The 12687-nt window shown below is 33.9% G+C and carries 13 protein-coding genes; 9 read left to right on the top strand and 4 right to left on the bottom strand.

Features of this window, described 5'->3' with window-relative positions; all coding sequences use genetic code 11:
* The first annotated feature begins 146 nt into the window (after positions 1–146).
* The 5 genes from H7F21_RS11270 to H7F21_RS11250 all read left to right on the top strand — a co-directional run bounded on the left by H7F21_RS11270 (position 147) and on the right by H7F21_RS11250 (position 6408).
* On the top strand, positions 147–1553 hold the full coding sequence (locus tag H7F21_RS11270; protein WP_185789391.1) for a tetratricopeptide repeat protein: 1407 nt from the start codon (positions 147–149) through the stop codon (positions 1551–1553).
* A 37-nt stretch (positions 1554–1590) separates the two neighbouring features.
* Positions 1591–2559: a DUF368 domain-containing protein gene (locus tag H7F21_RS11265; RefSeq protein WP_185789390.1), complete on the top strand. Its 969-nt coding sequence runs from the start codon at positions 1591–1593 to the stop codon at positions 2557–2559.
* Entirely contained in the window at positions 2559–3578 is a 1020-nt protein-coding gene (locus H7F21_RS11260) for a DUF368 domain-containing protein (RefSeq protein ID WP_185789389.1), read from the top strand. Before H7F21_RS11265 ends, H7F21_RS11260 begins: the two co-directional genes overlap by 1 nt.
* A complete protein-coding gene (locus tag H7F21_RS11255; protein ID WP_185789388.1) occupies positions 3547–4308 on the top strand; it encodes a shikimate dehydrogenase family protein in 762 nt (253 codons plus the stop codon). Before H7F21_RS11260 ends, H7F21_RS11255 begins: the two co-directional genes overlap by 32 nt.
* Positions 4309–4386: 78 nt before the next feature.
* A complete protein-coding gene (locus H7F21_RS11250) occupies positions 4387–6408 on the top strand; it encodes a DUF349 domain-containing protein (protein WP_185789387.1) in 2022 nt (673 codons plus the stop codon).
* Between the two features lie 298 nt (positions 6409–6706).
* On the opposite strand, the gene mazG is transcribed toward H7F21_RS11250, so the two are convergent.
* The 4 genes from mazG to ruvX are packed head-to-tail and all read right to left on the bottom strand — an operon-like array spanning position 6707 to position 8963.
* Entirely contained in the window at positions 6707–7480 is a 774-nt protein-coding gene (gene mazG, locus H7F21_RS11245; protein WP_185789658.1) for a nucleoside triphosphate pyrophosphohydrolase, read from the bottom strand.
* 1 nt (position 7481) lies between these two features.
* Complete coding sequence (locus tag H7F21_RS11240; RefSeq protein ID WP_185789386.1) at positions 7482–7910, bottom strand: DUF5606 family protein; 429 nt, start codon at positions 7908–7910, stop codon at positions 7482–7484.
* A 10-nt stretch (positions 7911–7920) separates the two neighbouring features.
* Positions 7921–8511 (bottom strand): peptide deformylase, encoded by a 591-nt coding sequence (gene def / locus H7F21_RS11235; protein WP_185789385.1) that lies wholly within the window; start codon positions 8509–8511, stop codon positions 7921–7923.
* Between the two features lie 38 nt (positions 8512–8549).
* Complete coding sequence (gene ruvX / locus H7F21_RS11230) at positions 8550–8963, bottom strand: Holliday junction resolvase RuvX (protein ID WP_185789384.1); 414 nt, start codon at positions 8961–8963, stop codon at positions 8550–8552.
* A gap of 365 nt (positions 8964–9328) precedes the next feature.
* On the opposite strand from ruvX, the gene H7F21_RS11225 reads away from it, so the two are divergent.
* The 4 genes from H7F21_RS11225 to H7F21_RS11210 are packed head-to-tail and all read left to right on the top strand — an operon-like array spanning position 9329 to position 12687.
* Positions 9329–10144, top strand: a complete 816-nt coding sequence (locus H7F21_RS11225) for a 2,3,4,5-tetrahydropyridine-2,6-dicarboxylate N-succinyltransferase (protein WP_185789383.1) — start codon at positions 9329–9331, stop codon at positions 10142–10144.
* Between the two features lie 2 nt (positions 10145–10146).
* A complete protein-coding gene (locus H7F21_RS11220; RefSeq protein ID WP_185789382.1) occupies positions 10147–10818 on the top strand; it encodes a hypothetical protein in 672 nt (223 codons plus the stop codon).
* Between the two features lie 14 nt (positions 10819–10832).
* Positions 10833–11750 carry an ATP-grasp fold amidoligase family protein gene (locus H7F21_RS11215; RefSeq protein ID WP_185789381.1) on the top strand — a complete coding sequence of 306 codons (918 nt, stop codon included), beginning with the start codon at positions 10833–10835 and terminating at the stop codon, positions 11748–11750.
* Positions 11743–12687, top strand: a complete 945-nt coding sequence (locus H7F21_RS11210; protein WP_185789380.1) for a Stealth CR1 domain-containing protein — start codon at positions 11743–11745, stop codon at positions 12685–12687. The genes H7F21_RS11215 and H7F21_RS11210 overlap by 8 nt, the downstream gene beginning before the upstream one ends.

Here is a 12687-nt window from a genome sequence, read left to right as displayed (position 1 = left end):
GCTCAAGTTGTTGATTATCAAATTAAAGTAAAGCCTATATAAAGCTTTGTTTCAATGTTAATTAATTTGTTAAAAACATTAGTTCAAAAATCAACCTGCATTGAACGATAACTGTAATTTTATTCTAGTGAATCATTAAACCGCTTATGAATTACAGTCAGAACGACGAAAACTTTCCGCTTACCCGATTTGAATCTATGCTAAAAACAAATGATATTTTGTTTTTTGATTCAGACGAATTTGAAAACATCATCCACCACTATCTCGAAAATGGAAAAATTGCCTTAGCAAAACGGGCTATTAAATTAGGTCTTGAACAACATCCTACTTCTATTAATCTAAGATTATTTCAAGTTGAGATATTAGTAATAGAAAATAAATTTTCAGAAGCTGATGACATATTAGATATGCTCCACGATTTGGAGCCACATAATGAGGAAATTTTTATTCAAAAAGCGAATGTGTTGTCTAAACAAGATGAGCATGAAAAAGCAATAGATACCCTTTTAGTTGCCATTGATATGTCTAGCACGCCAAGTGATGATGCAGATTTATATGCATTAGTGGGCATGGAGTACTTGTTCCTTGACCAATTTGAAAACGCCATCATTTATTTTAAGAAATGCTTAGAAACAGATACAACAGATTATTCTGCTCTGCACAATATTGTTTACTGTTACGATTTTTTAGATAAGAATGAGGAGGCTATAGAATACCTAAATGAATTCCTAGATAGTCATCCGTATTGTGAAGTTGCTTGGCACCAATTAGGTAGACAATATTTCGCGATAAAAGAATACACTAAAGCCAATGCAGCGTTCGATTTTGCAATTATTTCAGATGATACATTTGTAGGAGCCTATATTGAAAAAGGAAAAGTCCTTGAAAAATTAAAGCACTATGAAGATGCTATCGAAAACTATAAGATCACATTAGCGCTGGATGAACCAACATCTTTTGCCTTGTTACGTATTGGTCATTGCTATGAAAAGCTTGGAAAAGAGGATATGGCACTTCAATTTTTTAGAAAGACCGTTGAAGAAGATGCTTTATTAGATAAAGGCTGGATAGCTATCACAAAGTTCTTTATGAAACGTTTGAACTATCAGAAAGCTTTGCACTACATAAACAAAGCCGTAAATATTGATGGTGAAAATGTGCTGTATTGGAAGCTTTTCGCTACCATAAACAAACGTTTAAATTTCTTAGAGGAAGCCGAACAAGGCTATAAACGCTCTTTAGAACTAGGAAATTATGAATTAGAAACATGGTTAGATAGATCAGATATCTTAACAGCATTGGGAGAATATGAAGCTGCAATCTATAATTTGATACAAGCCGCAGAATTCTATCCAGAAAATGCTGAGATCGAATACCGACTTGGAGGTTTATACTTTACAACACTTCAAACAGAAGAGGGACGATTTCACCTAAAAAATGCCGTTAGACTAAATCTTGATTATAGCTTTATTATTTCTGAATTATTTCCAAAACTAAATGATAGACCTATGGTTAAGGCTATAATTTCAGAGTCTAAAAAGGCTTCCAACTAAAAAAATCCATACCTTAGCGTTTCTTATTTATAAAGGAATGCAAAGACGTTTTTTAGACTATTTAATCATCACTTTTAAGGGAATCGCTATGGGCGCAGCAGATGTTGTTCCTGGTGTTTCTGGTGGGACAATTGCCTTTATTTCTGGTATTTACGAGGAGCTCATTGAAAGTATTGACAAGGTTGATTTCAGTGTTTTCAAAGTTTGGAAAGCCTCTGGTTTTAAGGTCGCCTGGAAGTCCATAAACGGTAACTTTTTATTGGCCTTATTTTCTGGTATCGCTATTAGTATTTTATCCTTAGCAAAACTCATTAAATGGTTGTTGCATAATGAACCTATTCTACTTTGGTCCTTCTTTTTTGGATTGGTATTGGCGAGCATTTTATACATTGCCAAGCAAATTAATAGATGGTCTCCCAAAATTATTATAGCAATAATTGCTACTTCCGTCCTATCCTATTTTATAACACTTGCAGAACCTTTCGCTTCACCAGATAGTCCATTTTATCTGTTATTTTGCGGTTTCATTGCGATTATTGCCATGATATTGCCTGGTGTTTCCGGAGCTTTTATTTTATTGATTTTGGGTGCGTATCAAACAGCAATTGATACCATTAATAACCTAAGAGATGGTTTATTGACCGGTAATATGGAATTGTTTAAGGATGCCCTTTTAAAATTCGTTTTGTTGGCTGTTGGTGCTGTAATTGGCCTCAAAGTCTTTTCAAAAGCACTCAACTGGATGTTTAAACACCAAAAAAATCTTACACTTGCCATATTAACAGGTTTTATGATTGGTTCATTAAATAAAATATGGCCATGGAAAGAGGTCTTAAAAACCAGGATTAATTCTGAAGGCGAGGAGGTCACGCTATTAGATAAAAGTATATTACCATTGAGTTTCGATGGCGATAACAAAATGCTAATGGCTATTGTTTTTATAATCATAGGTTTTGCTGCTATACTAATATTAGAACGTTTAGGAAGTCAAAAAAATAAGGCCTAATGCAAAGCACTAGAACTTTAAAGGATCGTTTCTTTTTGGTCATTAAAGGTTTAGCTATGGGAGCTGCAAACAAAGTACCTGGTGTTTCAGGAGGTGTAGTCGCTTTTGTTGCTGGTTTTTACGAAGAATTTATTTATTCGCTGCAACGTGTCAATAAAACTGCTTTCAAATTGTTTTTCAATGGACGATTTAAGAGTTTTTATCGATACATTAATGGTAAATTCTTAGCGCTATTATTCTTAGGAATGATTGTCAGTTACTTTAGTGTGTCCAAAATATTGGACTACCTTATTGTTAACTACGAACTTTATGTTTGGAGCACATTCTTTGGAATGATTCTCGGATCCATTTATTACATCAGCAAGGATTTTAAAGCATGGAATCGAAAAACAATCACCGCTCTAGTTCTTGGAGCTGTAATGGGTTTAAGCATTAGTTTTTTAGACCCCGCAAAGGAAAACGATAATCTTATATTTGTATTTTTCTGTGGTATAATTAGTGTTTCCGGAATGACATTACCTGGCTTTTCAGGCTCTTTCATTCTTATATTATTAGGAAATTATGTGCTACTTCTAGTGGACTCTGTAAATGCCTTATATGATACCTTGGCGGATATTTTTAGTGGTGATTTCGAATTTATAAAAAATGAAGCTAGAATACGCATGCTAAAAGTACTTGGTGTATTTACTTTGGGATCGGTTACAGGCTTAGTGACCTTTTCTCATATCCTCAATTATATTTTAAAGCATTACAAGAATATAACCTTAGCAACTATTGTTGGTTTTATTATTGGTTCGCTTGGTGTAGTTTGGCCTTGGAAAGAAACCATATATAAGACTTCAGTAGATGGCAATTACATATTGGATTCTACGGGAAAACGAGTCATTGAAAATTATCAACGTTTTTTCCCAGAAATAACAATGGAAACTTATATGGCAATTGCTTATATTGTCCTTGGAATCCTCATTGTTTTAGGATTGGAATGGTATGGAGAACGCACAAAACAAATTAAAGCTTAAATTCGGACTCGTAGGACGTGATATTTCCTATTCGTTCTCAAGAAACTATTTTGCGCAAAAATTTGAGCGTGACAATTTACCACACTCCTATGTGAATTTCGATCTTCAGTCCATTGAAGAGCTTGACAACATCATTAAAAATACACCAAACTTAAAAGGGCTTAACGTCACTATTCCATATAAGGAAGAAGTAATTCCGTTACTTCATAATCTAAATAAGCGTGCACGTAAAATCGGAGCCGTAAATACCATAAGAATTACTCGGAATCAAAAACGCATTGGTTATAATACTGATTATTATGGCTTTAAAAAATCCTTAGAGCCTCATCTAAAAAAACATCATCAAAAGGCCTTGATTTTGGGAACCGGAGGCGCTTCCAAAGCTATTGCCTATGCCCTTAAGAAATTAAAGATTCAATATAATTATGTATCTCGTTCAAACAAAAAAGATGTGGCGTTTTTATACTCTGATTTAAACAACAAGATTATATCATCCTACAATATTATTATCAACTGTACACCCATTGGAACTTTCCCAAAGATTGACGAATGTCCCAATATTCCTTATGAAAGTCTAACCGATAAACATATTCTTTACGATCTTATTTACAATCCTGAACAAACGAAATTTCTGAGTTATGGTGCCAGTAAAGGTGCTATTACCATTAATGGGGCGGAAATGTTAAAACTGCAAGCAGAAAAATCTTGGGAGATTTGGAATAAGTTCTAGAATGCACCAAACCCTTTATTTCCTTTGTATTTCAGCGAGTTGTTAGTATCTTTAACATCCTAATAAATTTATTGACACATGTCTGAGAACGATAACCTGCAAGATGCAGATGGAAAAAACGAAGTAGAAATAAAAGATCCTACTCTAAAAGAAGAATCAACTTTAGAAGTTGAAAACACTTCAGAGGATAAGGCTAAAGAAATAGTTGAATCCGAAAGCGTATCAACTGAAGACACCAGTTCAGAGAAAACATCTGAGGCAGAGATTGATACGGTGTCTGAAACCAACACGTCTAAAGAAGATAAGCACGTTGATGAAATCGAAGCTGAAAATGCTGAAGATGCAGAAGACGAATCTAATGTAGAACGCCATGAGGTTGAAGAAAAAGACTATCATGCCATGTCCATGCAGGATTTAGCTACAGAACTCAACAGGCTTTTAAAACATCATAAGATTCAGACCATATCCAAACAGGTTAATCAAATCAAAGCTGAATTTAATGCTAAGTTCAGTCAGTTGTTAGAGGAGAAAAAAGAAGAATTTGTCAATGATGGAGGGAATGAGATTGACTTCTACTACACTAACGACACCAAAAAACTATTCAACCAATTATATAAAGACTATAAGCTGTCCATAAGCTCATATTACAAAGAACGTGAGCAAAATCTGAAGCAAAATCTTGAAAATAGATTAGCTATTATTGAAGAAATAAAAGGGTTATTGAATGTTGAAGAAAACATCAATACCACTTATAAGCATTTTAAAGAGTTACAAGAAAAATGGCGTAATGCTGGACCTATTCCAAGAGATAAATACAACAACGCTTGGAATACCTATCATCATCATGTAGAGCGTTTTTACGACTTCTTACATCTCAACAATGATTTGCGAGACATGGACTTTAAGCATAACTATGAGCAAAAGCTAAAGATCATAGAGCGAGCTGAAGAATTAGCTCAAAGCGATAGTATTAATCACTCGTTTAGAGAGCTGCAAGTGTTGCACAAAATGTGGAAAGAAGAGCTTGGTCCAGTTGCTAAAGAACATAGAGAAACCATTTGGGAACGGTTTAGTAATGCCACGAAAACCATTCACGATAAGCGTCAAGCCTATTATGCCGATTTAGATAAAGCTTATGAAAAAAATCTTGAAAAGAAAGAAGATTTAATTTCGCAAATACAAGCTATCGCTGAAGATACAGCTAATTCCCATGGTGCTTGGCAAAAGAAAATCAAACAAATTGAAACGCTCCGTGAAGCATTTTTTAATGCTGGTAAAGTCCCTTTAAAAGTTAACGAGGCCACATGGGCAAAATTTAAAGATGCTGTAAGAACTTTTAATCGTGGAAAGAATAAGTTTTATAAGGGATTAAAAAAAGACCAATACGAGAATCTACAAAAGAAAAAAGAGCTTATTAAAATTGCCGAAGAGAATAAAGACAGTGAAGATTTTGAGGTGGTAACACCATTAATGAAGAAAATCCAGAATGACTGGAAGAAAATCGGTCATGTACCAAGACGAGACAGTGATAAAATTTGGAAACAGTTCAAGGCGGCTTGCAACCATTATTTCGATAGAATGCATGCTGAGCGTAAAGCTGAAAATCAACACCTATATGATGCCTTTGACAAAAAAGTAAAGTTATTGGAAGACATCAAGACCATGGTACTCAGTGGTGATAACAAAGCCGACGTTGAAACTTTAAAGACTAAAGTTGCCGATTGGAAAGCCATTGGACATGTGCCCCAGAGCAAGCGCTATATAGATGGCAAGTTTTACAAGGCCATTGATGATGCTTTTGATAAACTTAAAATGGATAAGTCTAAATTGGATATGGTAAAATTTGAAAGTAAACTTGAGAATTTAGCCAATAACGATAACGACACAAGACTACTAGATAACGAACAAAACTTTATTCGTAAAAAGATAGGCGAAGTACAATCCGAAATTACACAACTAGAAAACAACTTACAGTTTTTCTCTAATGTAGACTCTGATAATCCTTTAGTAAAGGATGTCCATAAAAACATTGCCAATCATAAAAAGGAGTTGGAAACTTGGAAGAACAAGTTATCTAAACTTCGTGGGATGTATTCTTAGCTAGAAAAGCCTTTAGGAATAAAATATCAAAACCCATCTGCTACTAACAGATGGGTTTTGCCCTAACTAAACTAAATTAACCTTAATTACAACCGCTTAATAATAATTAAGATCTCCTACTAAGATTATAAAAACGTTTTGCTTTTATATACATTATCTACGTACGAAATTTCCGTTTGGATGTTTGGATTTAAATTTTTTGAGAATTTTAACAAATAGTACCTTTTGTCATGCTGAATTTATTTCAGCATCTAAGACTAATTTCATGAAAATGAGGATTTCTGCAAGGCAGAAATTTCTATAAGGACTTTGCTTCCTCCCAGAAAACATCCATTTCAGATAGGGTCATATCTTTAAGAGGCTTTTTAAGCGCTTTGGATTTACTTTCCAAGTATTGAAAGCGTTTGATAAATTTTTTATTAGTGCGCTCTAAAGCATTTTCTGGATTTACTTTTAGGAAACGTGCATAATTTATCATGGAGAACAACACATCGCCAAACTCACTTTCAATAGCATCTTTGTCACCCTTAGTGATTTCAGATTTAAGCTCAGCTAGCTCCTCCTCTACTTTTTCAAAAACTTGTTCTGGTTCCTCCCAATCAAAACCAACTCCTGAGACCTTATCTTGGATACGATTTGCTTTTACCATAGCCGGTAAACTCTTAGGCACACCTTCTAGAACACTTTTTTTGCCTTCTTTGAGTTTAAGCTGCTCCCAATTTCGCTTGACATCGTCTTCATTATCAACCTCTACATCACCATAAATATGTGGATGACGTTCTACCAACTTATCACAAATACTATGGCAAACATCGGCCATATCAAAAGCACCCGTTTCGCTTCCAATTCGAGAATAAAAAACAATATGTAATAAAACATCGCCTAGCTCTTTTTTTACTTCATCCAAATCCTTGTCCAAGATGGCATCTCCCAATTCGTAAACTTCTTCTATAGTGAGATGACGAAGCGATTCCATAGTTTGCTTTTTATCCCAAGGACATTGCTCTCGCAACTCGTCCATGATTATCAACAAACGCTCAAAAGCTTTAAGTTGTTCTGCTTTATCAGACATGTTATTCTTCTTCTGACGTATCTTTTTCATCGTCTTCAGACTCCAAAGCATCCAAAAGATTGTTTTTTTGAAGTAAATTATACCACTGAATCACTTTCTTAATATCGGAAGGATATACACGGTCCTCATCATAATCTGGCAAAACATCAAAAAAATATTCTTCCAATGTGTCTTTTCCATCTTTGTGACTTATAGACGTTGGCTCACCATTCTCTTTATGCTTTACTTTTTTGAGTACATCTCTTAGTGGCACTTCTTCAGTTAAGGTATAAATGGCAATTTCACTCAAAATGCTAATGTTGCTGTGCGCCCCAACGGTAATACGCTTCTTATCGATTAGAGATTGCACTACGGCTCCTGTTCTGGTCTGGGTTACGATTTCGAATAATCCTGGTTTTCCCGAAATAGCTAAAATTTTATCTAAGCTCATATATATTGTATTAGCGCTTTCTGCTCATGGCAGGAAAACGCATTTTGTAATCTATTTTAATTTTTCCTTTAGAAATATTGGTTAATCTACCTTTAATCAAACGTTTTTTAAACGATGATAATTTATCGGTAAATAAAACCCCTTCTATATGATCATATTCATGCTGAATTACACGAGCAATTAAACCGTCGTATTGTTCTACATGCGTATCAAAATTCTCATCTTGATACTGAATCTTGATCTTTGGTTGTCTAAAGACATCTTCCCTAACATCAGGAATGCTTAAACAACCTTCATTAAAAGCCCACTCATCACCTTCTTCTTCTAAAATCTGAGCATTAATAAAGGTTTTTCTAAAGTTTTTCATCTGCTCTCTATCTTTTTCCGAAAGCTCGTCGTCTTCAGAAAAAGGTTCAGTATCTACTAAAAACAGACGAATAGGTAAACCAATCTGAGGAGCTGCCAAACCAACACCGTAAGCACCATACATGGTTTCGTACATACTTTCTATGAGCTCATTGAGTTTAGGGTAATCCTTATCAATTTCCTTTGCTTTTTTCTTTAGCACAGGATCGCCATAAGCAACGATTGGTAATATCATATTCTTATTGTTTTCGGGTGCAAAAGTACAATTCTTATTTAAGAATTTGAAGCTAAATAGCTCTGTAAAATGAGTGTAGCACTAATTTCATCAATTAAAGCTTTATTCTGTCTTTGCTTTTTCTTCAATCCACTATCGATCATAGTTTGAAACGCCATTTTTGATGTAAAACGCTCATCGACACGTTCTATTGGAATATGAGGAATCCGTTTTCTTAACTTTTCCAAAAATTTCTGAATATACACTTCACTTTCTGAAGCTGTATTATCCATTTGCTTGGGTTCGCCAACGACAAATTTTTCCACATTTTCGACAGCTATATAATCTTCCAAAAAACCTAAAAGCCCCTTAGTATGCACAGTAGTTAGACCAGATGCAATAATCTGCATCTCATCGGTAACAGCTAAGCCAGTTCGCTTTGTGCCATAGTCTATTGCTAAAATTCTTCCCATATTTTGCAAAGATAATGCATTAAAAAACGCTTCCTAGCAAGAAGAAGCGTTTTTGGAAAATTTAGTTATTAATTAAGGAATGATTTTATTACCCTCTATAAATAAATCATGTTAATTATACTTTTAAGACCCATTAATTATAATTAGGTCACATTTTTACAAAAAAAAAGAAAACTCCTCAATAAGGGGAGAGGAGCTTTCAATAATTAGCTATTAATTAAATTCTCAGATTTACTTATAATGAATAAATAATCATCGTATTTAACACTATTAAGACACAGCTTTTTTGAAGTGGTCACAATTCTTATAAAATATTTTTATAATGCCTATTTAACAACTTATCTTTGACAAAATTTTTAAGGCAAATGAAACAATTACAAACTGTTATAGAAAATGCTTGGGAAGATCGCTCCTTACTAACCAACCATGTTACTATTGATGCTATAAGAAGTGTAATAAACCTTATTGACGAAGGTACTTTGCGCGTGGCAGAGCCTACCAATAATGGTTGGCAGGTAAACGAGTGGGTAAAGAAAGCAGTAGTATTATATTTTCCTATTCAAAAAATGGAAACGTTTGAAGTTGGTATTTTCGAATATCATGATAAAATTCCTTTGAAAAGAAACTATATGGAAAAAGGTATTAGGGTAGTTCCTCATGCCGTGGCAAGATATGGCGCTTATATTTCCAAAGGTGTTATTATGATGCCTAGTTATGTAAACATTGGTGCTTATGTTGATGAAGGTACTATGGTAGACACATGGGCGACCGTAGGAAGTTGTGCTCAAATAGGCAAGAATGTTCATCTGTCTGGAGGTGTTGGGATTGGTGGCGTTCTAGAACCTTTGCAAGCTTCTCCTGTGATCATTGAAGATGGCGCATTTATTGGTAGTAGATGTATTGTCGTTGAGGGCGTTCGTGTGGAAAAAGAAGCTGTACTTGGTGCCAATGTTGTGCTAACAATGAGCACAAAAATTATTGATGTTACCGGTGATGAGCCTATTGAAACAAAAGGTGTTGTACCTGCGCGTTCTGTAGTAATTCCAGGAAGTTATACAAAAACATTTAAGGCTGGAGAATTTCAAGTACCTTGTGCGTTGATTATTGGAAAGCGTAAAGAAAGTACAGATAAAAAAACATCATTGAATGATGCTTTACGTGAATATGATGTAGCCGTATAACTATGAACAATGCAAAACCTGTTTTATGGACTGGAGGTTGGGATTCCACATTCAGAGTTATTGAACTTTTTAATAGAGGGATTCAACTTCAGCCTATATATATAAAGGATTCCAGTAGAGGGTCCATGGAAAAGGAGATAGAGACTATCTCATTATTGACAGATTTAATTCAAGAACGATTTAAGGATTCTAAAGGGAAAATACTTCCTGTAAAATTAATTGACAGAAAAGACATAAAATCTGACTTGTATCTTAAGATGATGTATAAATCAATTAAGAGAAATCAGAGTATTGGTACACAATATAAATGGTTGTCATACTTATCTAAAAATTATGAAGGACTGGAGATTGGATTTCATAAAAAAGATCGAGATCGTATGCTTAAACCCCATGAGCTCAAAGAAATAATTGATGAAACAAATGGTAAAAACTGGATAGTAGACCCAAAAAAGACCAGTTTTATCAAAGCACAGCTGTTTAAAAACTTTAGATTTCCATTGGTATATATTTCAAAATTGGAGATGAAAGATTATGCCGAACAAAACGGTTTTTTAGATATTATGCTAAATACATGGTTTTGCCATCGATCTGAGGAAATACCTTGTGGTGAATGTGCGCCATGTAAGCAATATGTAATAAATGATTTTGGCTTTAGGTTAGAAGAACTTAGTTAGTAAAACAAAAAACAATGTCTAATAAAATACGTCGATTCGCTCTAAGACATCTGCGTAAAGTACGTTCTTTACCTCCTAAAATTTATGTGAAAATCCATTATGAATATTTTTCAGGTAAAAAATTAGACCTAAATAACCCACAGGATTTTAATGCGAAAATCGAGTGGTATAAAGTGTTTTTTCGACCTGAAATATTAACAAAACTTGTAGATAAATATGCTGTCAGATCATATGTAGAAGAGAAAATTGGCAAACAATACCTAAATGAACTTTACGCTGTCTATGATGATCCAGAGGATATTGATTTTGATAGCTTACCCAATAAGTTTATTATAAAGGCAAATCACACCAATGGTCATAATATTATTGTAACAAACAAAGAAGATCTTAATAGGGAAAAAGTGATCACAAAATTCAAAAAGTGGTTAACTAAGAATCAATACTATCGGAGAGGACAAGAATGGGCCTATAAGGATGTAGAGCCAAAAATAATCATTGAGAAATTCTTAAAAGAAGATGATAAAAACACCTTAATTGACTATAAATTTTATTGTTTTGATGGCCAACCAAAATTCATAGATGTCCATTTAGATCGAGAAGAAGACCACAAACAAGGTTGTTTTGACTTGGAATTTAACCTTCTTCCATTCGGAAAAAGTAAAAGTTATAAAAGTATTTCATCTGAAATTGGAAAACCAACCAATCTTGATGAAATGGTTGAGTTGTCAAGGAAATTATCACAAAATCTACCTTTCGTCAGAGTAGATTTTTACTCCGTAAACGGCAAGTCCGTCTTCGGAGAATTGACGTTTTATCCCTCAGATGCCAGAAAACAATTTTACCCAGAAGAATACAATAAAATTATTGGTGATTATTTTACCTTACCAAAGCTTAATTCTAAAAAAGAAGCCATAACCAATTTAGATGACTGACAACAACACAATAAAAGATTTTCAGGTTGATGCAGTTATATCTTGGGTAGATGGTAATGACGAGGTCTATAAGGCTAAAATTCTCCCATACTTAAAAGAAAAGGGTGATGTTACTAAAACACTACGCTCTAGATATGCCCAAGTCGATGAAATTGAATACACAGTAAAATCGATCTTAAAGTATGCACCTTTTATTAACTCTATTTTCATCGTTACAGACAATCAAGTTCCAGAGTTCTTAAAGCTATCCTCAGGTGATGATTTCTCCAGAGTAAAAGTTGTTGATCACCAGCAACTTTTTGAAGGTTATGACGATTTTCTGCCCACTTTTAACAGTAGAACAATAGAAACTTGTCTGCATAAAATTCCTAACTTGTCTGAGCATTTCATTTATCTTAATGATGATTTTTTCATTATTAACCCTACAACTAAAAATGACTTTTTCACAGAGAATGGTAATCCTGTTTTAAGAGGTATCTGGCAGCAATTTCAAGAAAAAAAACTCTTTAAAAAAGATAAAACAGAAAAAGCAGGCCATAAAGAAGCCCAAGAAAAGGCAGCAAAAGTCTTAGGCTTTAAAAAATTCTTTAGGTTTAGGCACACACCTCACCCTATGAGAAAATCAACATTGGTTAATTTTTTCAGTGGAAATCCTGAGATTTTAAAAGACAATATTAAATATAGATTTAGAAATAGAAATCAGTTTTTACCTGTTGCCCTTGCTAATCATATTGAAATAAAAAATAAAACCTGTGTTCTGAGAAATGATTTGCAACTATTGTATTTTAGATCTTACAAAAAACCATTATACTGGTATAAATTCAAATTAAACATTAGCTCTAAAAAGAAATTGTTTCTAGGGCTACAAAGTTTGAATAAAAGTCCGGATAACATATTAAACTATATACTAAACTGGTTGTCCATCCGAACAAATTAA

Source organism: Winogradskyella flava (assembly GCF_014243395.1).
Taxonomy (GTDB): Bacteria; Bacteroidota; Bacteroidia; order Flavobacteriales; family Flavobacteriaceae; genus Winogradskyella; species Winogradskyella flava.
The sequence above is the reverse complement of the archived record's forward strand: the minus strand, read 5'-3'. Positions and strand labels throughout refer to the sequence as shown.

Bases quoted from the DNA above. Each gene is read 5' to 3' on its own strand.
- H7F21_RS11255 (WP_185789388.1), top strand. From the start codon at position 3,547: ATGGAGAACGCACAAAACAAATTAAAGCTTAAATTCGGACTCGTAGGA.
- H7F21_RS11225 (WP_185789383.1), top strand. From the start codon at position 9,329: ATGAAACAATTACAAACTGTTATAGAAAATGCTTGGGAAGATCGCTCC.
- H7F21_RS11220 (WP_185789382.1), top strand. From the start codon at position 10,147: ATGAACAATGCAAAACCTGTTTTATGGACTGGAGGTTGGGATTCCACA.
- mazG (WP_185789658.1), bottom strand. From the start codon at position 7,480: ATGTCTGATAAAGCAGAACAACTTAAAGCTTTTGAGCGTTTGTTGATA.
- H7F21_RS11270 (WP_185789391.1), top strand. From the start codon at position 147: ATGAATTACAGTCAGAACGACGAAAACTTTCCGCTTACCCGATTTGAA.
- H7F21_RS11215 (WP_185789381.1), top strand. From the start codon at position 10,833: ATGTCTAATAAAATACGTCGATTCGCTCTAAGACATCTGCGTAAAGTA.
- H7F21_RS11265 (WP_185789390.1), top strand. From the start codon at position 1,591: ATGCAAAGACGTTTTTTAGACTATTTAATCATCACTTTTAAGGGAATC.
- H7F21_RS11240 (WP_185789386.1), bottom strand. From the start codon at position 7,910: ATGAGCTTAGATAAAATTTTAGCTATTTCGGGAAAACCAGGATTATTC.
- def (WP_185789385.1), bottom strand. From the start codon at position 8,511: ATGATATTACCAATCGTTGCTTATGGCGATCCTGTGCTAAAGAAAAAA.
- H7F21_RS11260 (WP_185789389.1), top strand. From the start codon at position 2,559: ATGCAAAGCACTAGAACTTTAAAGGATCGTTTCTTTTTGGTCATTAAA.
- ruvX (WP_185789384.1), bottom strand. From the start codon at position 8,963: ATGGGAAGAATTTTAGCAATAGACTATGGCACAAAGCGAACTGGCTTA.
- H7F21_RS11210 (WP_185789380.1), top strand. From the start codon at position 11,743: ATGACTGACAACAACACAATAAAAGATTTTCAGGTTGATGCAGTTATA.
- H7F21_RS11250 (WP_185789387.1), top strand. From the start codon at position 4,387: ATGTCTGAGAACGATAACCTGCAAGATGCAGATGGAAAAAACGAAGTA.